The 20,233-nt window shown below is 45.3% G+C and carries 21 protein-coding genes and 1 other RNA gene; 7 read left to right on the top strand and 15 right to left on the bottom strand.

From position 1 onward, the window contains the following. Positions 1–15: 15 nt before the first annotated feature. The 7 genes from ABK447_RS10960 to gerPC form a co-directional block, all read right to left on the bottom strand. Complete coding sequence (locus ABK447_RS10960) at positions 16–408, bottom strand: hypothetical protein (protein ID WP_052827570.1); 393 nt, start codon at positions 406–408, stop codon at positions 16–18. A gap of 161 nt (positions 409–569) precedes the next feature. Beyond that, the gene (locus tag ABK447_RS10955) at positions 570–1,439 is read right to left on the bottom strand and encodes a 3D domain-containing protein (protein ID WP_007407985.1); all 870 of its coding nucleotides are present in this window, start codon (positions 1,437–1,439) and stop codon (positions 570–572) included. A gap of 235 nt (positions 1,440–1,674) precedes the next feature. Then, positions 1,675–3,453: a DNA helicase RecQ gene (recQ, locus tag ABK447_RS10950; RefSeq protein ID WP_061046687.1), complete on the bottom strand. Its 1,779-nt coding sequence runs from the start codon at positions 3,451–3,453 to the stop codon at positions 1,675–1,677. 107 nt (positions 3,454–3,560) lie between these two features. Beyond that, positions 3,561–3,746, bottom strand: a non-coding RNA gene (ssrS, locus tag ABK447_RS10945) — 6S RNA. Between the two features lie 215 nt (positions 3,747–3,961). Then, complete coding sequence (locus tag ABK447_RS10940; RefSeq protein ID WP_007407983.1) at positions 3,962–4,588, bottom strand: FMN-dependent NADH-azoreductase; 627 nt, start codon at positions 4,586–4,588, stop codon at positions 3,962–3,964. A 144-nt stretch (positions 4,589–4,732) separates the two neighbouring features. Further along, the gene (locus ABK447_RS10935; RefSeq protein ID WP_015240004.1) at positions 4,733–5,224 is read right to left on the bottom strand and encodes a TraR/DksA C4-type zinc finger protein; all 492 of its coding nucleotides are present in this window, start codon (positions 5,222–5,224) and stop codon (positions 4,733–4,735) included. A gap of 81 nt (positions 5,225–5,305) precedes the next feature. Beyond that, entirely contained in the window at positions 5,306–5,686 is a 381-nt protein-coding gene (gerPC, locus tag ABK447_RS10930; RefSeq protein ID WP_025284852.1) for a spore germination protein GerPC, read from the bottom strand. A gap of 92 nt (positions 5,687–5,778) precedes the next feature. On the opposite strand from gerPC, the gene ABK447_RS10925 reads away from it, so the two are divergent. Then, the gene (locus ABK447_RS10925) at positions 5,779–6,012 is read left to right on the top strand and encodes a hypothetical protein (protein WP_012117743.1); all 234 of its coding nucleotides are present in this window, start codon (positions 5,779–5,781) and stop codon (positions 6,010–6,012) included. Here ABK447_RS10925 and ABK447_RS10920 read toward each other — a convergent pair. Further along, a complete protein-coding gene (locus ABK447_RS10920; RefSeq protein WP_003153787.1) occupies positions 5,999–6,481 on the bottom strand; it encodes an Hsp20/alpha crystallin family protein in 483 nt (160 codons plus the stop codon). The two genes, ABK447_RS10925 and ABK447_RS10920, sit on opposite strands and share 14 nt — an antisense overlap. Before the next feature lie 70 nt (positions 6,482–6,551). On the opposite strand from ABK447_RS10920, the gene ABK447_RS10915 reads away from it, so the two are divergent. Continuing rightward, complete coding sequence (locus ABK447_RS10915; protein WP_003153786.1) at positions 6,552–6,824, top strand: hypothetical protein; 273 nt, start codon at positions 6,552–6,554, stop codon at positions 6,822–6,824. Further along, complete coding sequence (locus ABK447_RS10910; protein ID WP_003153785.1) at positions 6,821–7,054, top strand: hypothetical protein; 234 nt, start codon at positions 6,821–6,823, stop codon at positions 7,052–7,054. The genes ABK447_RS10915 and ABK447_RS10910 overlap by 4 nt, the downstream gene beginning before the upstream one ends. 44 nt (positions 7,055–7,098) lie before the next feature. Here ABK447_RS10910 and ABK447_RS10905 read toward each other — a convergent pair whose 3' ends face one another. From ABK447_RS10905 to ABK447_RS10895, 3 genes are all read right to left on the bottom strand, one after another. Continuing rightward, positions 7,099–7,443, bottom strand: a complete 345-nt coding sequence (locus ABK447_RS10905; RefSeq protein WP_003153783.1) for a PH domain-containing protein — start codon at positions 7,441–7,443, stop codon at positions 7,099–7,101. A 293-nt stretch (positions 7,444–7,736) separates the two neighbouring features. Continuing rightward, a complete protein-coding gene (locus tag ABK447_RS10900) occupies positions 7,737–7,877 on the bottom strand; it encodes a DUF4025 domain-containing protein (RefSeq protein ID WP_003153781.1) in 141 nt (46 codons plus the stop codon). A gap of 65 nt (positions 7,878–7,942) precedes the next feature. Beyond that, positions 7,943–8,146 carry a DUF6501 family protein gene (locus ABK447_RS10895; protein WP_007407979.1) on the bottom strand — a complete coding sequence of 68 codons (204 nt, stop codon included), beginning with the start codon at positions 8,144–8,146 and terminating at the stop codon, positions 7,943–7,945. Between the two features lie 183 nt (positions 8,147–8,329). Here ABK447_RS10895 and ABK447_RS10890 point away from each other — a divergent pair, with 183 nt between their 5' ends. The 3 genes from ABK447_RS10890 to ABK447_RS10880 all read left to right on the top strand — a co-directional run bounded on the left by ABK447_RS10890 (position 8,330) and on the right by ABK447_RS10880 (position 12,639). Beyond that, positions 8,330–9,817, top strand: a complete 1,488-nt coding sequence (locus ABK447_RS10890; protein WP_024085472.1) for an aldehyde dehydrogenase family protein — start codon at positions 8,330–8,332, stop codon at positions 9,815–9,817. A gap of 96 nt (positions 9,818–9,913) precedes the next feature. Next, positions 9,914–11,797 (top strand): prenyltransferase/squalene oxidase repeat-containing protein, encoded by a 1,884-nt coding sequence (locus ABK447_RS10885; RefSeq protein ID WP_094031773.1) that lies wholly within the window; start codon positions 9,914–9,916, stop codon positions 11,795–11,797. Continuing rightward, positions 11,794–12,639 carry a superoxide dismutase gene (locus ABK447_RS10880; protein ID WP_007611962.1) on the top strand — a complete coding sequence of 282 codons (846 nt, stop codon included), beginning with the start codon at positions 11,794–11,796 and terminating at the stop codon, positions 12,637–12,639. The genes ABK447_RS10885 and ABK447_RS10880 overlap by 4 nt, the downstream gene beginning before the upstream one ends. Before the next feature lie 39 nt (positions 12,640–12,678). Here ABK447_RS10880 and ABK447_RS10875 read toward each other — a convergent pair whose 3' ends face one another. Beyond that, entirely contained in the window at positions 12,679–14,016 is a 1,338-nt protein-coding gene (locus ABK447_RS10875; protein ID WP_012117747.1) for a sodium-dependent transporter, read from the bottom strand. A gap of 203 nt (positions 14,017–14,219) precedes the next feature. Here ABK447_RS10875 and ABK447_RS10870 point away from each other — a divergent pair, with 203 nt between their 5' ends. Continuing rightward, on the top strand, positions 14,220–15,191 hold the full coding sequence (locus ABK447_RS10870; RefSeq protein ID WP_060675211.1) for a bile acid:sodium symporter family transporter: 972 nt from the start codon (positions 14,220–14,222) through the stop codon (positions 15,189–15,191). 32 nt (positions 15,192–15,223) lie between these two features. Here ABK447_RS10870 and ABK447_RS10865 read toward each other — a convergent pair whose 3' ends face one another. From ABK447_RS10865 to sucA, 3 genes are all read right to left on the bottom strand, one after another. Then, positions 15,224–15,970 (bottom strand): MBL fold metallo-hydrolase, encoded by a 747-nt coding sequence (locus ABK447_RS10865; protein ID WP_094031774.1) that lies wholly within the window; start codon positions 15,968–15,970, stop codon positions 15,224–15,226. 73 nt (positions 15,971–16,043) lie between these two features. Then, positions 16,044–17,291 carry a 2-oxoglutarate dehydrogenase complex dihydrolipoyllysine-residue succinyltransferase gene (gene odhB / locus ABK447_RS10860; RefSeq protein WP_003153764.1) on the bottom strand — a complete coding sequence of 416 codons (1,248 nt, stop codon included), beginning with the start codon at positions 17,289–17,291 and terminating at the stop codon, positions 16,044–16,046. 15 nt (positions 17,292–17,306) lie between these two features. After that, positions 17,307–20,141, bottom strand: coding sequence for a 2-oxoglutarate dehydrogenase E1 component (gene sucA / locus ABK447_RS10855; protein WP_094031775.1), 2,835 nt, complete (start codon positions 20,139–20,141; stop codon positions 17,307–17,309). Positions 20,142–20,233: the final 92 nt, after the last annotated feature.

The following is a 20,233-nucleotide window of genomic DNA, read 5'->3' as shown; positions in this document are numbered from 1 at the left end:
AACCGCCCCGTCTTTTTATTTTGACGCCTTATGCCGCGGCGTGCGCGGAGCGATCATAATTTGTCCGCCAGCCGCTGCCGTTACCCATACGGAAGCTCCTTCATAAAAATGGCTGATCTCTTCATTATATACGGCGTGTGTCAGTTCACGTTTATCATGCGTTCCGTCTTGGTTTTTCACGTTTAAAATAAGCACAAGCTCGTGCCTGCCATTCTTCATCACGCCAGTACGTCTCACCTTTTCAATAACGGCTGGCCTTCCTCTCCCTCTGTCAAGCGCCTGAAACAGCCTGACAGCAGGCATAGACAGTCCGATAACGAGCACAATGGCGAAAGCGGTGCATATACCTGCTTGAAACACCGGTGATTCTGTGAAGGCATTCCATAGACATATAAATTCCGGCTCCATCAAATTCATACATCCCTTCAGATTCCGTTTTCACATCCATTCCTTTTATATTAGAGAAACGCTTTTTCTTTTTCCGCATATAACGATTATATACAGTCAAAAAAGGGAAGAAAAAAAGAACACAAAGCATTTCGCCTTGTGTTCTTCATCTCTATATGAAACTAGTCTAATACTTTAACATTTACTGTTCTGACGCCCCAGTTGTTAGCGTCACTTTTCTTTGCAACAAATACGTCAATTTTATTTCCTTTAATTGCGCCGCCTGTATCTGCTGCTGTTGCCACTCCGTAACCTTCAACATAAACCTTAGAGCCAAGCGGAATGACACTAGGGTCTACCGCGATGACTTTTGCATCAGGGTTTTTGTTTAAGTCAACACCGGTTGCCGTTACACCGGAAATGCCGCCGTCGTTAGCAGAGTAAGCAGTTGCAGTCATTGTCAGCTGCTTTTTAGGCTCTTGTTGGTTTGTATTTGATTGAACAGGCTGCTGTTTTGCTTCGACAGCCTTCGCTTCTTGTTTAGGTTGTTGTTCTTGAACAGGTTCTTGTTTAGGCTGCTCGTTTTTGACAGCTTCTTGTTTAGGCTGTTCTGTCTCGGCAGCTGGTTTTTGTTCAGTTTGCGGCTGGCTGGCTTCTTGAGCCGGCTGTGCAGCCTGAGCCTGACCTTTCACATTTAACGTTGTGCCTGCGTAAATTATATCTGATTGCAAGTTATTCAAGCTTTTCAGATTGCCGACTGATGTTCCGAATTTCTGAGCAATTTTCCAGAGGCTGTCGCCCTGCTTCACTGTGTACTGCCCAGATGTGGTTGTTTCTACTGAAGAAATAGTCAGTTTCTCTCCTTCAATGATTAAATCAGAAGATAACTGATTCCATTCTTTTAAGTCCTTTAGGTTCACTCCGTTTTTTTGCGAGATCCCCCAGAGCGTGTCACCCTTTTGCACCGTGATTTCTTTAGCAGAAGCGTGAGCTCCAAATGCAGTTGTTGAAATTGCTGCAACTGCGACAAAGGACATAATCGTCTTCTTCATAAGTAAATCCTCCCTTGTTAGCTTTTTATTGGCGGCTAACAGGTGATATCGTAACATATGAAAATGTCAGTTCAATAACAAAACGATTTGAATTAGATTACAGTTCCTTTACATGAAACATTTCTCTCGCTTGGTAAGTCTTGCTGAAACCCCGATACAGCAAGGGTTTTCAAGCTTCTGATTTTTCCGGCGCCAATGAAAAACACAATGTGCAAATTTCTAAAAAAACTTTTTTTCACTCTGTTTCTCTTACATAATTTCGGATTTCTTCTAAAAAAACCGCTCCGTATTTCAATCTTTTTTGTTCTCCGACCCCTTTTACGGAAAGAAGATCCTGATCCGTTTTCGGAAGTTTCGCCGACATTTCTTTTAACGTCTGATCTGAGAACACGACAAATGGAGGCACACCCTGTTCAGCTGCAATTTCTTTGCGGAGACGCCGGAGAAGCTCAAATAATTCATCATTCTCGGTAACGGCGGCGGCCTGTAAGGCTTCTTTTCTCGCGACTGCGCTTTTTCCAAGCAGAACGTCCCTGCCTTTTTGGGTGACCATAAGCGTCGGAAATGTGCCGTCCGCCATTCTGATATATTCATCTGAAATAAGGAATTCGATAAAATCACTGATTTCCGCTGCGGATTGATGCTTCATAATGCCGTAAGTGGACAGGCTGCTGAAGCCGTTTTCCAGCACTTTTTTATTTTTTGACCCGCTAAGCACCTGCGCCACCATCGTTTTTCCGAAGCGCTCATTCATTCTGATGATGCATGACAATACCATCTGCGCTTCTTTTGTGACGTCATGGGCGGTCCTTGTATCAGTGCAATTGCCGCATGCTCCGCAAGCTTCCGCCTCATTCTCGCCGAAATACTTCAGAATAAACCGCTGCAGGCAATCTTCCGTATGACAGTAATCCACCATCTGTCTCAGTTTTTTGAGATCCTGCTTTTGTTTTTCTTCTCCGGCGGCCGATTGGTCTATTAAAAAACGCTGCACCATAATATCCTGCGGCGAAAACAAGAGCACACACTCGCTGTTAAGACCATCGCGCCCGGCCCGTCCGGCTTCCTGGTAATAGCTCTCCATATCTTTCGGAATCTGCGCGTGTAAAACGAATCTGATGTTGCTCTTATCGATTCCCATTCCGAAAGCGGACGTAGCTACCATCACTTGTATCTGATCGTTAAGAAACCGCTCCTGCTGGTCTTTTCTGTCATCATCCGCCAATCCGCCGTGATAACGGCCGGCATTGATGCCGCTGCGTTTTAATTTCTCATATAAACGGTCGGTTTCTTTTCTTGTCGCTGTATATATAATGCCGGCTTCGTGTTTATTCTTTTCCAGATACCGCTCGATAAACCGGTCTTTGTTTTCGCCCTTTACTACTTTAAACGTTAAATTCTCTCTGGCAAAACCGGTATATACAGTTTGTTCTTTCTTAATATGAAGCTGCTTGCAGATGTCATCATGAACCTCAGGCGTAGCCGTCGCCGTTAATGCGATGATGACGGGCGGTTCTTTTAATTCATTAAAAAGGATTTCGATATTCCGGTAACTCGGCCTGAAATCATGTCCCCATTGCGATATACAGTGAGCTTCGTCAATGGCGACAAGAGGAACCGTAATATTCTGCAGGATGTGAATGAATTCAGAAGAAGTCAAACGCTCCGGTGTGATGTAAAAGAGCCGGTAAGCCCCTTGTTTCAAACCGGTCAGGCGCTCATGAATGTCACGGCTTGTCTGGGTGCTGTTAATATAAGCTGCCGCGATACCCGCTTCTTCAAGCGCGTCGACTTGATCTTTCATTAAGGAAATAAGAGGGGAAATAACGATTGTGGTTCCTTCAAACAGCAGTGCGGGAATCTGATAGCAGATTGATTTTCCGCCCCCCGTCGGCATAATGCAGACCGTGTTTTTTCTCTCCTCTGCAACTGATTGTATCGCCTGCTTTTGGCCCGCGCGAAGACTGTCGTAGCCAAAATAATGCGCCAGAAGGGATTGGGCTTTCTCCAGCATATGTTGTAAAACCTCACTTTGTCTTTGATTCTTTCATTTTATCATACTGATAAAGTACGCTGCTCAATGGCAATTCAAAATAAAAAGCCATCTCCGCAAGGGAAATGGCTTTCGCTACGTATGCCGTACGCAAGTAAGAAAGTTTTAAACCACCACTCCTCAAAGTGGGTGTTTGCAGAAGCGTTCCTGTCGTCCTCTGCAATGGAGGCATGACATTCCGGCTTCGATATAAAACTCCCTATTACAGCTTAAAGGTTAAAACTTAATTAACAATACGAACAATGTAGCTTCTCTTATATCCTACACCATCAGTCGTATTTTGGCAAGAGGGTTAATTCTTTTACAGAAAACCTTTTTTCTTTGTGAAAAATGCTTTATTCTACATAAAAATTGTTTTTTCGACAAAATATCAATATATCAATATAAGATCAGATCGAAAGCTGCCGCCAGTTTCTTCTATAATAGAAAAAACTCTCACACCCTGTAGGGGCGCAAGAGTTAATGGAAATTAGAATTTTGCAGCCAGATCTTTCGCTTCTTGCAGTCCTTTTTCAATGATCTCTTGAGCGTTATCCGGTGCAGCATTATGGCCTTCAACGACAACAGTGTGAAGATCTTGGACACCCCAGAAACCGAGAACGGTTTTCATGAAGTTTAATGACATTTCAAGAGATGCCATCGGTCCTTCAGAATATACGCCGCCGCGTGCGTTTAAGAGCGCTACTTTTTTATCTCCCATCAGACCTTTAGGGCCTTCAGGCGTGTATGTGAAAGTAACTCCTGCACGAGACAGGTAATCAACATAAGTATGAAGCACAGCAGGCACTGTGAAGTTCCAAAGCGGGAATGCAAACACGACTTTGTCAGCTTTGACAAATTGATTTAAGTAAATGTCAGCAGTTGACGCTTGTTTTTTCTCTTCGTCAGTCATTTCAATTCCTTTTGAAGCTTTAAATGTTCCGTTAATCATATCTCTTCCGAGGTAAGGAAGGTTTTCTTTATGAAGATCAAGTTCGATCACTTCATCATTCGGATTGTTTTCTTTATAAGCAGCCAGAAACGCTTCGTATAATTTTACGGATACGCCTTCTTCAGCCGTACGGTCACTTGATTTTACAAATAATACTTGAGACATTCTAAATTCCTCCCGGTAATCTTTTAATATTTACTTACAAATAGTATGTTACTTTCTTTTTTATATAAAGTCAATGATTTTATTTCGATTTTGAGATTTTTTATGGAATAAAAAAACAGGTACATATGAATGTACCTGCTGCTATTATTGTGAATCCTGCTCACGATCCAGGATTTCGTATGTTTGTGAGCTTTTTTGATCAACGGTTTCTTTATTTGAGAGGTCTTTCACCTGCTCGTGAAATTCCCTTTCATATGACGGAGCGTCTGTTTTCACATCCCCTTCTGTTTCTCGCTGCGCTTCGACGGTCATTCTGGCGTACGGCACGGCTTCAAGTCTTTCATAAGGAATTTCTTTTCCCGTTTTCTCGCAAATCCCGTATGTTCCTTTTTCCATTCGTTCAAGCGCGGCGTGCACCTCATCTAAAAGATTCTGATCGACACCGTCCAGCGTTTGATTCGTGACCCTGTCCAAATAAATGCTTCCGTGATCAGCTAAGTGGTTATCTACTCCGTTCGACAGTTCTCCTGTGTCTTCACTCATTGAATGATTTTCTTTTGATTCTCCCTGAAGACTTTCCTTTAAATCGATTAATTTATGATAAAGGCTGTCCTGCTGTACTTTTGATAATGACATATTCATCATCTCCTTTTTCGTCTGTATTCTTCGCTGCACTGTTAATACATACCCTCGAAAAAGGAGGCTGAAACAACGGGGTCAATGCTTTCTCCCCCTGATGGTGACATTGGGTGTCTGCTGCTTTGTCTGTCTTTTTTCTTTCGCAGCATCAGTTTGCGGGTTGTCCCGAAATTCTTCAGCGCAGGCTTGTTTGAGCCTGTGCGCCGGTGTATGGTAAGTGGCGCCGATATTCAGCATACCGCTCAGCTCTTCTATACTCAGCTTTTCAAAATCAATATTGTATTCAACCTTGTCCACTTTGACGTGCTCAATATGGACATATGTTTTTTCCCCTTCCACCGTTTGCGGCTCAAAATGACACTTATCCTGAAGCTCATCAAGCTGTTGTTCCACTTTCTTAAGCCGGTCTAATTCCTCTTCACACACTTTTTTGAAAATCTCTTTCATTATTTTTTTCAAAGAAAATCACTTCTTTCCCCGTCACTCTTGGAAAGTTCTATGCGTCCCGCATTGCAAATATATAAACATGATATACAAAAAGGAGGCGAATCATGATGTTTTTTCCATCCGTTATCAACTTTGAGTATATAAAAATGAACGGAATCAGCGGCGGAGCAACTTTTAACACCGGCTCTTCCGTTATGGTGAGAAACACAGCAGCCAATAAAAGAAATGAAGGGTACGGTGAACAAAACGGTGATTGCACTGTTGTCGTAATCCCTATCATGAGTATCGATGATTCAGATCTGATAGATGGCACAGCAAACAAGATCAGCCTTCGATAATGATCTGGCTTGCATCCCCCAGATGTTTAGCAATCGATATATATAAAATCCCGTCTTTGAATACCGCCTGCATTCCCTTCGTTCCCTGAGCGGAATGCGGAAGGTCGAGTTTTTTTTCAAAATCGCCGTATTTTCCGGTCTTCTGTTTAAAATCCTGTTCATTAAAAAAGGATTTTCTCGTGCCTTTTACGACGATATATTCTCCGTAGGACAGCAGCTGAACATCTTGTTTCCGGTAGCCGGGCAGATACAGCAAAAATTGGAGCTCATCATGGGTTTCCACAATATCTATAAGAGGAAAAGCATCCTCATTTCTTCTCATTTGCCCATCTCCCTGTTGAAAGGGAAAATGAGAATGGCCGTTTTGAAATGATTTCAGTTGTTCATCATCAAAAACGTTTTTCCAAAAGTCGCCGCCGGACATGTTTTGCGCCATTTCCATCCACTGCTTCATCTTATCGAAATCCATTTTTATCGCCCCCTGTCTAAGCATACGGTCATAACAGCCGGCATACACCTGTATTAAAGGAGGTTTGCCTGTGGTTCAACCAACTCCATATATCAATATTAATATTTTCATGTTGAAAATTAATTCCTTTGAAAATGCTTCAGCGGTGAATGTCGGACAAAATTTACTGGCGGAATGGCAGAATTCTGATAAAAAGAATCAGGGATACGGACAGAACTTCGGAGATGCAAGCGGCTTCATCGGCACGAACGGCAAAGTGGATGACCGGGATCAAATTGATTCTCCATCTACCTTTGAGTCTGCATGCGATAAAATCCCTGCCGGAAAAGGAGGCCCATTATGATGTTTTCGCCGGTTTTGGTAAATGTAGGAGGCTTTAAAGTAAATGCAGTCGACCGCGGTTCTTCCATTACGATCGGCCCGTATCAGCAAATCGATTATTTTTTATCCAATAAGATCAACTACGGATTCGGTGAAGAAAATGGTGATTTGGCGCCGATTTATATCCCCATCAGTTCTATTGCTGATCCGGATCTCATTGATTCGAACTCCGGAAAAACAAGCATTATATAATAAAAAGGCCATCCGCATGCATTCGGATGGCTTTTATGTGATATTTAACTGCATAAGTATTTTGTTAAGATGGCTTGAACCTCAGTCAAGTCCGTTTCTTTTGCAAATTCCAATTCGAAAGTTTTTCCCCTTGTCATTAATACAAGCCCGGTATCGGGATCAAACATCCCCGCTTCTTGAATGGCGAAGCTTTCAATTGTTTTATATGGAAGAAATACGCGCACTTTCTTTTTGGAGAACATTTTATTATCAAAGAAAATCACTCGTTTATTCGTAAAGCATATTTGGTCAACCCGCAGTTTATAAATCGTTTCGATCCGTTCTCCCTCAACGAGCAAAGCCTCCAGCTTTTTTGTGTCGGTTGATCTGCTGACAGAAAAAATTCCCAATGAAGAACCCCACTTTCTGCTTCTATACTATTGTTTTATTACAATCATAAAAAAATAAGTTCTTTATCCCTATATAAGAATACGACATAGACGGCATTTAAACCATTACGAACAGATTACATTTTTAGAACGTTCATCAAAAAAGCCCTTCGCGAAAGGTGCCGCTGTTATGAAGTAATACGGTTCAACGGAAGAAAAGGTTTCAAGAAAACGGTATTTTTTTCGAAAAGTCAGTTTTTTATTTTCACCATAAAAAACCGCGGCTTCTCCAATGCCGCGGTTTCAACAAAACATCAACGATCCGTATCTTCAATCGTTCCTTCTTTATAGGTATCTGAAATTTGTTCCATCGTCGTGTCGGTGCCTTCTTCAGGTTGCACTTGCTGAAGCTGATCTGATGTTTTATTTTGTTTGTCTTGCTCTGTTTTTTTCATTTTGCAGCCACCCTTTATATGTAGTCTTTTTTAGTATGGCTCAGGCAAAATGAATTCATTCAGCTTTAAACTTCTTCAAAATACTCTTTGTAGAAGCCTCCGACTTTGTTTGTATTGTCTACAACAAAAATGAATTCTTCTGTTTCATTTTTGACTTCATACTCTTTACCCGGCGTCAGCACATTTTTGACAATGTATTTTTTCGCATCTGTATGTACGCATTTGACCTTTTTGACGCTTTCTTTTGTCTGCCAATTATTATGAATCATTTATAAAACTCCTTTTCTTAATCGATAAGCTTATTGTAGCCGTTTTTTCTTGTGAATTGCAATAACGGTTATCGATTGATTTTACCGGAGGTGTTATTATAAAATGACTGTATGCGCTTACTTCGCGCGGACATCAAGATGCTCAAAACAGACCATAAAAAAATTTCGGGAGGTTTGTTACGAATGAGTTCTTTAACGATGCAGATCACAAAAAGGCTGGAAACATTTTTACAGGGTACGAAGAAACTTTATATTGACGGAAAATTTGTTCCGAGCGCTTCAGGATCAACATTTGTCACACCGAATCCGGCAACCGGAGAAACGCTGATGACGCTTTACGAGGCACAGTCAGAAGACATTGACAGTGCAGTGAAAGCGGCACGCAAAGCCTTTGATCACGGCGAATGGCGCACTATGCCGGCCGCTTCCAGAAGCAGGCTGATGTATAAGCTTGCCGATTTAATGGAAGAGCACAAAACGGAACTCGCGCAGCTTGAAACACTTGATAACGGAAAACCGATTAATGAAACAACAAATGGGGATATCCCGCTTGCAATTGAGCATATGCGTTATTATGCCGGATGGTCTACAAAGATAACCGGACAAACGATTCCGGTCGCCGGCTCATATTTTAATTACACCCGCCATGAGCCTGTCGGCGTCGTGGGGCAGATCATCCCTTGGAACTTCCCGCTCCTTATGGCGATGTGGAAAATGGGCGCCGCCCTTGCCACAGGCTGCACAATCGTTTTGAAACCGGCGGAACAGACACCGCTGACCGCCCTCTATTTAGCGGAGTTAATAGATCAGGCGGGCTTCCCTGACGGCGTCATCAATATTGTCCCAGGGTTCGGCGAGACGGCCGGGGAAGCGCTGACCAACCATGACGATGTCGATAAACTCGCTTTTACCGGTTCTACAGAAATCGGCAAAAAAATCATGGAAAAAGCCGCAAAAAAAATTAAACGCGTGACACTGGAGCTTGGCGGAAAGTCACCTAACATCATTTTGCCTGACGCCAATTTGAAGAAAGCCATTCCCGGCGCTTTAAACGGGGTCATGTTTAATCAGGGGCAGGTATGCTGCGCAGGCTCCCGCGTCTTCATTCACAAAGACAAATATGATGAGGTCGTCAGCGAAATGGTTTCATATGCGAAATCGCTTCAGCAAGGCGCCGGCCTTCACCAAGATACACAAATCGGCCCGCTCGTCAGTCAGGAACAGCATGAGCGCGTGCTTTCATATATTGAAAAAGGAAAAGCGGAAGGAGCCAAAGCTGTCGCGGGCGGCAGCTGCCCGTTTGAAGAAGGGTATTTTGTCTCCCCGACTGTATTTGCGGATGTGGATGACAGCATGACCATCGCAAAAGAAGAAATTTTCGGCCCTGTTTTAGCCGCCATTCCGTATGATACGGTAGATGAAGTCATTGAGCGGGCGAACCGCTCGGAATACGGCCTTGCAGCCGGACTTTGGACTGAGAATGTGAAAAACGCCCATTACATTGCTGACCGTCTCCAAGCCGGCACCGTTTGGGTCAACTGCTACAATGTTTTCGATGCGGCATCTCCTTTCGGCGGCTATAAGCAATCCGGCCTCGGGCGGGAAATGGGCTCTTACGCGCTGAATAATTATACAGAAGTGAAAAGCGTCTGGATCAACCTGGAAGATTAAATCAAACAAGAAACTGCTGCCTATCAGCAGTTTCTTTCTTTTGTCATGCCGCCTTTTACATATGAATATATATGCTTCTGAAGGAGTTGAGCGAGTGTGAGCACAATTCATGAAAACGTCAAAAGCCGCCAAAAGAAAACCATCTCTCTATTAAGAGAAACGCAAAATGCGGACGGCTCATGGTCATTTTGTTTTGAAGGACCGATTTTGACAAACGCCTTTCTGATCCTCCTTCTCACTTCTCTTGGAGACAATGATAAAGAACTGATCGCTGAGCTTGCAGAAGGCATTCGCGCTAAACAGCGCCCGGACGGAACTTTTGCCAACTATCCTGATGACCGGAAAGGAAATGTGACCGCTACTGTACAGGGCTATGCCGGCTTGCTGGCTTCCGGTTTATATAGCCGTTCTGAGGCGCATATGATTCAGGCCGAACGCTTTATCATCTCAAATGGCGGCTTGCGCAACGTACACTTTATGACAAAGTGGATGCTTGCGGCAAACGGCCTTTATCCATGGCCCGCGCTGCATCTGCCATTATCTTTCTTAGTCATTCCCCCATCCTTCCCGCTGCATTTTTACCAGTTCAGTACATACGCCCGTATTCATTTTGTACCGATGGCCGTGACGCTTAACAAAAGATTTTCGCTGAAAAATCCCAACGTTCCGTCTCTCGCGCATTTAGATCGGCATATGACTAAAAATCCGTTTACATGGCTTCGTTCCGATCAGGATGAGAACAGAGACCTCTCTTCTCTTTTCGCGCACTGGAAGCGGCTTTTGCAGATTCCTGCCGCTTTTCACCAGCTCGGTCTGCGTACGGCCAAAACGTATATGCTTGACCGGATTGAAGAAGACGGCACATTATACAGCTATGCGAGCGCCACTATTTTTATGGTGTACGGCCTGCTCGCTCTCGGTGTATCGCGCCACTCCCCCGTTATCAGAAAAGCGCTTGCCGGCACGAAAGCTTTGCTCACGTCTTGCGGCAATATACCGTACCTGGAAAATTCAACGTCGACCGTTTGGGATACGGCGCTTCTCAACTATGCGCTTATGAAAAGCGGCATCTCAGATAACGATCAGATGATAACCAGCGCCGCCCGGTTTCTGCGTGAACGGCAGCAGACGAAAGTCGCTGATTGGGCCGTTCACAACCCGCATGCTGAACCGGGAGGATGGGGTTTTTCAAACATCAATACAAATAATCCTGATTGTGATGACACAGCCGCAGTGCTCAAAGCCATTCCGCGAAAACTTTATCCCGCCTCATGGGAACGCGGACTGAGCTGGCTTTTGTCCATGCAAAACAGTGACGGCGGCTTCTCTGCTTTTGAGAAAAATGTCAATCATCCGCTGGTCCGCCTGCTGCCGCTGGAATCGGCTGAGGAAGCTGCCATCGATCCCTCAACAAGCGACTTAACCGGACGGGTGCTGCACTGTTTAGGAGAAGCGGGGCTTTCTTCTGATCACCCTCAGATTGAAAAGGCCGTCCAATGGCTGATCCGCCATCAAGAAGAGGACGGATCGTGGTACGGCAGATGGGGTGTCTGCTATATTTACGGCACATGGGCAGCGCTGACAGGGATGAAGGCTTGCGGCGTGAGCCAAAACCACCCGGCCGTGAAAAAAGCGATCCGCTGGCTGAAGTCCATTCAAAACGAGGACGGAAGCTGGGGGGAATCCTGTAAAAGCGCAGAAGTCAAAACCTATGTTCCGCTTTCTTACGGGACGCTTGTACAGACGGCTTGGGCGGCCGAAGCTTTGCTGCAATACGAAAAAACTCATCATCAAGCCGTCACAAAAGGCATATCTTTTCTTATTGAAAACCGGCATTACGAAGGAGCCGCTTTCAGCTATCCGACCGGAATCGGCCTGCCGAAGCAGTTTTACATCAGGTATCACAGCTACCCGTATGTGTTTTCTTTGCTTGCGCTCAGCACTTTTATGAAAATGAGTGAAAAGGAGGAAGAAAAATGAAACGGCACGCTTATCAAACCGAAATGCTGAATTGGTGTGAAACCTTGAAGGAACAAGTTATTCAGCAAGGTCGGTTCGATCGCTTCGCGGCACAAATCGACCGGATTTTTCACACCCTTCAGGATGATGGATTAACGGAGGCGGAATGGTACGAACAGGCATCAGCACTTTACCGGGACATTACTGAACCCGAAGAGCCGGATGAGCGCAGAGCTTATGTGCCGATCGGTAAGCATGTCCTCCCTAAACTGCCTTACAGTTATTCCGCACTGGAACCGTATATTTCAAGAGAGATTATGAAACTTCACCATACAAAACACCATCAGAGCTATGTTGACGGTCTGAATAAAGCAGAACTGGAGCTCAAAAAAGCGAGACAGACGAAACAGTACGACTTAGTGGCGCATTGGGAGCGGCAATTGGCGTTTCACGGCGCGGGCCATTATTTGCACAGTATTTTCTGGTTTTCGATGAATCCAAACGGAAAAAGACGGCCGACGGGGGCGCTCTTTCAAATGATTGATGTGTCATTCGGAAGCTATTCCGCTTTTAAAGAGCAATTTTCTCAAGCGGCGAAAAAAGTCGAAGGAGTCGGCTGGGCTATCCTAGTCTGGGCGCCGCGCGCCGGGCGGCTGGAGATTTTGGCCGCTGAGAAGCATCAGCTCTACAGCCAGTGGGACGTCATTCCTTTGCTTCCGCTGGATGTGTGGGAACACGCTTATTACTTACAATATAAAAACGACCGAGCGGCTTACGTGGATCAATGGTGGAATGTCGTTGATTGGCGGGAGGCGGAGAAACGGTTCGAGCAAGCGCACCGCGTAATATGGCCGCTTTATTAAAAAAGCCCCCGTCTTGAACGGGGGCCTGCTTCTTTTGGTTTAAAAAATACCAAGGACGTGCAGAAAAACGATAATAATGGCTACAGGAGCCACATAACGGATTAATAGGAGCCAGACTGCAAACCATTTTCGTTTTATACCGGAACCGCTTTTCAGTTCGTCAAACAGCATCTGTTTCGGGATTTTCAACGGTACGAAAACGGCAATTAAAAGCGCGCCCAGCGGCATTAAGACATTGCTGACCAGAAAATCCGCAGCGTCAAAAATACTGCGGTGAAAAATAGAAACATCACTCAAGATTCCGTACGACAGCGCCGAAGGGACCCCGACAATAAATATAGCAAGTCCCCCGATCCATGCATACCGCTTCCGTTTTGCCGAATCGCCTTTTGACAAAACAGCAACTAAAATTTCAAGCATTGAAAAAGCCGATGTCAGCGTCGCAAATAAAAACAGCAGCAAAAAGGCGAGTAAAAACACGATGCCCAACGGCATTTGATTAAAGACGGTCGGCAGCACGTTAAATAAAAGCTGCGGGCCTTGATCCGGCTTGAGGCCGAATGCAAACACCGCCGGAAAAATCGCCACTCCCGCCATCACAGCAACAAGGACATTTAATACCGTCACCGATACGGCGGATTGAACAATATTTTCTTCTTTTTCTAAATATGCGCTGTATGTAACCATTACGGACACTCCGACGCTTAACGAGAAAAATGATTGTCCCATCGCATATAAAATAGTATTGGCATCCATCGCGCCAAAATCAGGCATAAAAAAGAATTTTAATCCTTTTGCTGCATCATGCAGCGTAACGGAGCGGATCATTAAGAGAATAAACAGAATAAACAGAGCCGGCATCAACACCTGGCTTACTTTTTCAATGCCGCTGCTCACCCCTTTTGCCACAACTAAAATCGTCAGCACGATAAACAGCAGCTGGCCGAAAACGGCTGCATAAGGATTTGAAATGGTATCGATAAATAACGTATCAAATCCCGAAGAAAGCGATAAGCCGCCTGTAAAGCCTTTTATAATGTAGATTAATATCCATCCCCCCACTACGCTGTAGAAGGATAATAGAATAAAACACGTAATGATTCCGAGATATCCGATCCAGTGCCACTTTTTCCCCGGCGCGAGCGCCTTATAGGATTCAACGGCGTTTTTTTGTGTTTTTCTGCCGATAATAAATTCAGCAAGCAAAAGCGGCAGTCCGATTAAAACAGTAAATAAAATAAAAATAAGCAGAAAAGCGCCGCCTCCGCTGGTTCCCGCTACGTAAGGGAACTTCCATATTGCGCCGAGCCCGATTGCAGAGCCGGCCGTAGCTAAAATAAATCCCAGCTTAGATGACCATTGATTAGCTTCTTTCACTTCAGCACTCCCAATTCATTTCAGTATAAAAATCAATTGTAAGAATATATGTCTGAATAGTCAAGAAGATGTTAGTTTACATAATAATTTTATTGAAAACTTATATTTAATATTGAATTATTCAGAACATTATTTATAATGGAATACAGAAAAGTCAGTCATATTTTCTGACTGATTGATTGAATGTAAAAGGAGCTGTGTTTATGGAATGGCTGAAAAAAATAAGCGGGTTTGCGGGCCAAACCTTTGGCTTGTGGGTTATCGTCTTTGCCGGTTTAGGATTCGCCTGCCCTGATTTGTTTTCTTGGATCAGTTCTTATATGACGATTTTCCTTGGTATTATTATGTTTGGGATGGGGCTTACTCTTCAAGCAGACGATTTTAAAGAATTAATCAGAAAGCCTTGGCATGTCGTGATCGGAGTCGCTTGCCAGTTTACGATTATGCCGCTTACGGCTTTCTGTTTATCAATCGGGCTCCGCCTCCCCGCAGAAATCGCCGCGGGCGTCATTCTGGTCGGATGCTGTCCGGGCGGTACGGCATCAAACGTCATGACGTTTTTGGCGAAAGGCAATACGGCACTTTCTGTTGCGGTCACCACGATCTCAACATTGCTTGCTCCTATTGTAACGCCGGCACTTATTATGCTGTTTGCGAAAGAGTGGCTCCCCGTTTCTTTCGGTTCACTGTTTGTTTCCATTATGCAAGCCGTGCTTTTGCCGATCGTCCTCGGGGTGATTGTGAAGCTGTTCTTCAAAAAACAGGTCGGACAAGCCGTGCACGCGCTTCCACTCGTGTCGGTAATCGGCATCGTAGCGATTGTATCCTCTGTCGTCAGCGTAAATCGTGAGCATTTGCTTCAATCAGGACTGCTGATTGTGTCTGTCGTCATCTTACATAACGGAATCGGATATTTGTTAGGATTCCTGACTGCAAAGCTGTTCAAAATGGATTATGCTTCACAAAAAGCGATTGCGATCGAAGTCGGAATGCAAAACTCCGGACTGGGCGCAGCGCTTGCGACAGCGCATTTCTCCCCTTTGTCAGCCGTGCCGAGCGCAATTTTCAGCATATGGCACAATCTGTCGGGGTCTGTTCTTGCCACCTACTGGTCTAAGAAAAAAGAGAAAAACAGCGCCGAAGAAGAAGAAACGGCAAAGATTCCGTTTTCATAACTGAACAAGGATAGGATAGGCTGCTGCCGCTCCTATCCTTGTTTATTCTGCAGATCACGAAACAGACGCAAAAGCGCTTTTTTTACATCCCCCTGAAATAAACCTCCATGATAACAAATCAATTGGCGGATATCGTAATCGAGCAGCCGCTGCACAGAACGGACCGCATCATCCATATGTAACGTATAGCCGGGATTAGCAAGGTTCAGCTTTCCGTCTTCAATGACGACCGCATCACCTGTGACCATAGTTTTTTCGGCAGGCAGATAAAGACTGATATGGCCGGGTGTATGACCCAGCGTGGCTACAACGCGAATGCCTCCGCACCAAGGCAGCAGCTCGCCGTCAGTAACTGTCCGGTGAACTGCTGCCGATGCGACTGATTGAAGCGAGCGGATGAACTGTTTTGCATAAGGCTTTGCATCCTCCGGCAATGAACAAAACGTTGATTCAGCCTGCTCAAGCCGTAAAGATTTTTTAGAGCCGTCAATATACGGCGCTTCACGCTCATGTACTGTCACGCTGACATCCGGATGTAAACGGTATAATGCAGCGAGTGAGCCGATATGGTCTATGTCGTGATGCGTTACAATGATTTTTGTCAATGAATGAAGCGACATTCCATGCCGGGCAGCGGCATGTTGAAGATGGTTTGTAAAACCGGGATATCCGCAGTCTATTAATATCGTGTCATGTTCGTCTTGCAGAAGAACCGGAGTGATAGAATGCAATTCTTCATTATATTCAAATTCGATCTCAAGCGGATAACAGCTTTTCATATAAATTCTCCCCTTCTCTCAATAAAAAAAGTACACTGCTTGTAAGGGCAGTGTACTTTTTGTCTGTCTCAAATTATCCTTCCAGCAACAGCTGTTCCGGATCTTCAAGCAGGTTTTTAATGGTGACAAGGAATCCGACCGCTTCTTTACCATCTACAATTCTGTGATCGTATGATAAAGCGATGTACATCATCGGACGGTTTTCAGAGCGCTCCGCATCAATCGCTACTGGGCGCAGCTGAATTTTGTGCATACCTAAGATCCCAACCTGAGGGCTGTTTAGGATCGGTGTTGACATAAGCGATCCGAATGTACCTCCGTTTGTGATCGTGAAGGAGCCTCCTTGCAGCTCACCTAATGTTAATTTATTGTTTCGCGCTTTCTTCGCAAGTTCACCGATCTCTCTTTCAATGCCGGCAAACGTCAGGCGGTCAGCGTCACGCACGACTGGGACGACAAGCCCTTCTTCAGCCGCGACAGCGATACCGATGTCATAGAATTTTTTCACGATCAGCTCATCGCCTTGAATTTCAGCGTTAAGGAGCGGGAATTTTTTCAATGCAGCCACGACGGCTTTTGTAAAGAACGACATGAAACCGAGTTTTACATCGTTTTGCTCAAGGAATTGGTCTTTGCGGCGTTTTCTTAGATTCATAACGGCCGTCATGTCAACTTCGTTAAATGTAGTCAGCATCGCAGAAGTCTGCTGCACTTCAACCAATCGTTTCGCGATCGTCTGTCTGCGGCGGGACATTTTTTGCACTTCGACAGGTTTGTCAAAGCTTTGCTGTGTTTTTTGAGCCTGCTGTTTCGGCTGTGCCGCAGGTTTTGAAGCCGGTTTTTCATAAGCTTCCACATCTTGTTTGCGCACGCGGCCGAGCGGGTCTCCCGTCGGAATTTGTGATAGATCAATTCCTTTTTCCCTTGCCAGCTTGCGTGCAGCCGGAGACGCTACCGTTCTGGATTTCGCTTCTGATTGTGCTTCCTGGCTGACTTCTTGTGCAGCAGGTTCAGCTTTTGCTTCCTCTTTCGTTTGTTCATTGGCTGGAGCACTTTCTGAAGGGGCGGGTGCAGAACTTTCGCCAGCGCCTTCTGTAATGGTACCGATAATTTCTCCTACTTGGACGGTATCACCCGAATCTTTCAATACCTCTTTTAGAACACCCGATTCTTCTGCTGTCAATTCAACATTTACTTTGTCCGTCTCCAGTTCAAGCAAGTACTCACCCTGTTCTACATAATCACCGGGCTGCTTTAACCATTGGGCTATCGTTCCTTCTGAGATTGATTCTGCTAATTCAGGTACCTTAATTTCCGCCATTTTTTCATTTCCCCCTTAGTTTTTGCGAGTCAAGCTATCAGATACAATGCGTTCCTGTTCTTTTTTGTGGACTGTCGGATCTCCTTCTGCGGGACTGGATCGTCTTCTTCGGCCGATGTATTGGACATTTACTCCTTTTGGCGCGATTTCCGTCAGATACGGGCTGATATAACTCCATGCCCCCATGTTCTGCGGCTCTTCCTGAACCCAAACGATCTCTTGCAGGTTCGGCAGTTTGGCGAAAAGCTCCTTCGTATCTTTTGCCGGGAACGGATACAGCTGTTCGATTCTGGCAATATGAAGCCAATCCTTATCGCCTTCCATTTTGTTGAAGTGATCGCTGATATCAATTGACACTTTTCCGCTTGATAATACGACGCGAGTCACTTTTTCGTAAGCATGGGAAAGACCGGACTGCTCATAGACAGGCTTGAATCGGCTTTCGCTCAGTTCCTGCACTTCAGATACCGTATTCGGGTTGCGCAGCAGGCTCTTCGGCGTCATGATCACAAGCGGGCGGATTTCCTCACGAAGCAGCATTTTCGCTTGTCTTCTTAAAATATGGAAATACTGAGCCGCACTTGTCAGGTTGGCCACCGTCCAGTTGTTTTCCGCCGCCAGCTGCAGGAACCGCTCGACGCGGCCGCTGGAGTGTTCAGGGCCCTGCCCTTCGTAACCGTGAGGCAGCAGCATGACCAGTCCTGATTTTTGTCCCCATTTTGCCCGTCCTGCAGATATGAATTGATCAAAATAGACTTGAGCCGCATTGGCAAAGTCCCCGTACTGCGCCTCCCACATCACAAGCGTTTCAGGCGAATACACGTTGTATCCATATTCAAAGCCGAGAACCGATCCTTCAGAGAGCGGGCTGTTATGCACCGTAAATGAAGCAGCGCAGTCGTCTAAGTGATGGAGGGCAACAAATTCTTCTCCTGTTTCGCTGTCATGCAGCACAAGGTTTCTTTGAGCGAACGTTCCGCGCTCTGAATCCTGTCCGGTCAGCCGGATCGGCGTGCCGTCTTTCAAAATGGAAGCAAACGCAAGCGATTCAGCCAATGACCATTCAACTTTACGGTCATCATCAAACGCTTTTGCACGTCTTTCCAGGATTCTTTTCAGCTTGCCGAACACGTTAAAAGATTCCGGCCAGTTGATAAGTTCGCCGTTCAGCTTGCGGAGAACATCAAAATCAATGGCTGTGTCAACGTCTGGAAAACCGTTGGACACCGGTTCCGGCAATTCAATTTCCCGTACGGCGTCTTCTTTTTTGGCGGGCACCTTTTTATAGGCGTCTTCAATTCGTTTTGTCACTGTCGCTTCGATGTTTTGCGCTTTTTCCTCGCTGATCAGTCCTTCACTTACGAGTTTTTCCGCAAAGATCCGCTTGACAGTCGGGTGTTTTCTGACGGCGTCATACAGCATCGGCTGTGTCGTTGACGGCTCATCCATTTCATTGTGGCCGTACCGTCTGTACCCGATTAAATCGATTAAGAAATCTTTATTGAACCGCTTCCGGTATTCAACCGCAAATTTAACGGCTGACAGGCATGCTTCCGGATCATCCGCGTTGACGTGAACGATCGGAATTTCATAGCCCTTCGCCAAATCACTGGCATATTTCGTGGATCGTGATTCATCGCTTTCAGTTGTAAAGCCGATCATATTATTGGCGATGATATGAATGGCCCCGCCGACCTGATAGCCTTTCAGAGAGCTTAAGTTCAGCGTCTCGGCGACAATGCCTTCTCCCGGAAACGCTGCGTCACCGTGAATTAAAATGGCGAGCGATTTTGTTTCGTCTTGAACCGGGTACCCCTTTTGCGTTCTTGTTTCCTGTGCCGCCCGCGTGCTTCCTTCCACAATCGGATTGATGAATTCCAAGTGGCTCGGGTTATTTGCAAGCGTAATCCGCGCACTTTTGGTTTCAGCATCCTGAAGCTGTCTGTCTGCACCGAGGTGGTATTTTACATCGCCCGTCCAGCCGTAGCTGATGCCGGTCGATCCTTCAGACGGCACAAGGTCTTTATTCGGCGCGTGCTGGAATTCTGAGAAAATAATCTCATACGGTTTGCCGAGCACATGCGCAAGCACATTTAAACGGCCTCTGTGCGCCATCCCGATATTGACATTGGTTGTGCCCGCTTTCACAGACTGGGCGATAATGTCGTCAAGAACCGGCACAAGCGCGTCTAACCCCTCAATTGAGAAACGCTTCTGACCGACGAATGTCCGGTGTAAAAATTGTTCAAATCCTTCTACTTCCGTCAGTCTTTCTAAAACGGCTGACAGTTTTTCCGGTGAATTTTTCCGGAACAGTTCTCCGGATTCGACCATTTTTGTAATCCATGCGCGCTCTTCGAAATCATGCACATGGTCAAACTCGAAGGAGATGGTTCTTTTATAGGTATTGCGTAAATGCTGGATGGCTTCTAAGCCGTTTGTTATATTGGCAGGTGCGTCTTTACAGATGACAGACGCGGGTATTGCTTTCATTTCTTCTTCTGTAAGCCCGTACTCGGATAACGGAAAGAGCTCGCTCTTTTTCGGATCCTTTCTGAGCGGATTGACGGAAGCGTTCAGATGGCCATAGGTTCGAATATCTTCTGCAAGTTTAACTGCTGCTGCGATCTTTTGAATCAGATCTGCGGTGACGCGTCCCTGTTCCTTTGTTCCCGATGCCTCTTTTATTTGGCTTGGCGGAGCGCCGAGTTCGTCAAACATGTCTTTCAGATCCGGATCAATGCTGTCTGGATCTTCAGCATATTGGTCGTACAGCTCCAGTGCATAGCCGAGGTTCGGTCCGTAAAAATCTTCCCAATTCATTCTTTGTTTCATATTATTTTGAAACATTTGAATATTACCCCCAACCTAGATAATCAAGTGATCAATTCACTATCTTGAAATAACTTTTGAACGCTGTGCCCAAAATTATGTAATAAAAA

This window comes from Bacillus sp. hwrm1 (assembly GCF_040207805.1).
GTDB classification, from domain to species: Bacteria; Bacillota; Bacilli; order Bacillales; family Bacillaceae; genus Bacillus; species Bacillus velezensis.
The sequence above is the reverse complement of the archived record's forward strand: the minus strand, read 5'-3'. Positions and strand labels throughout refer to the sequence as shown.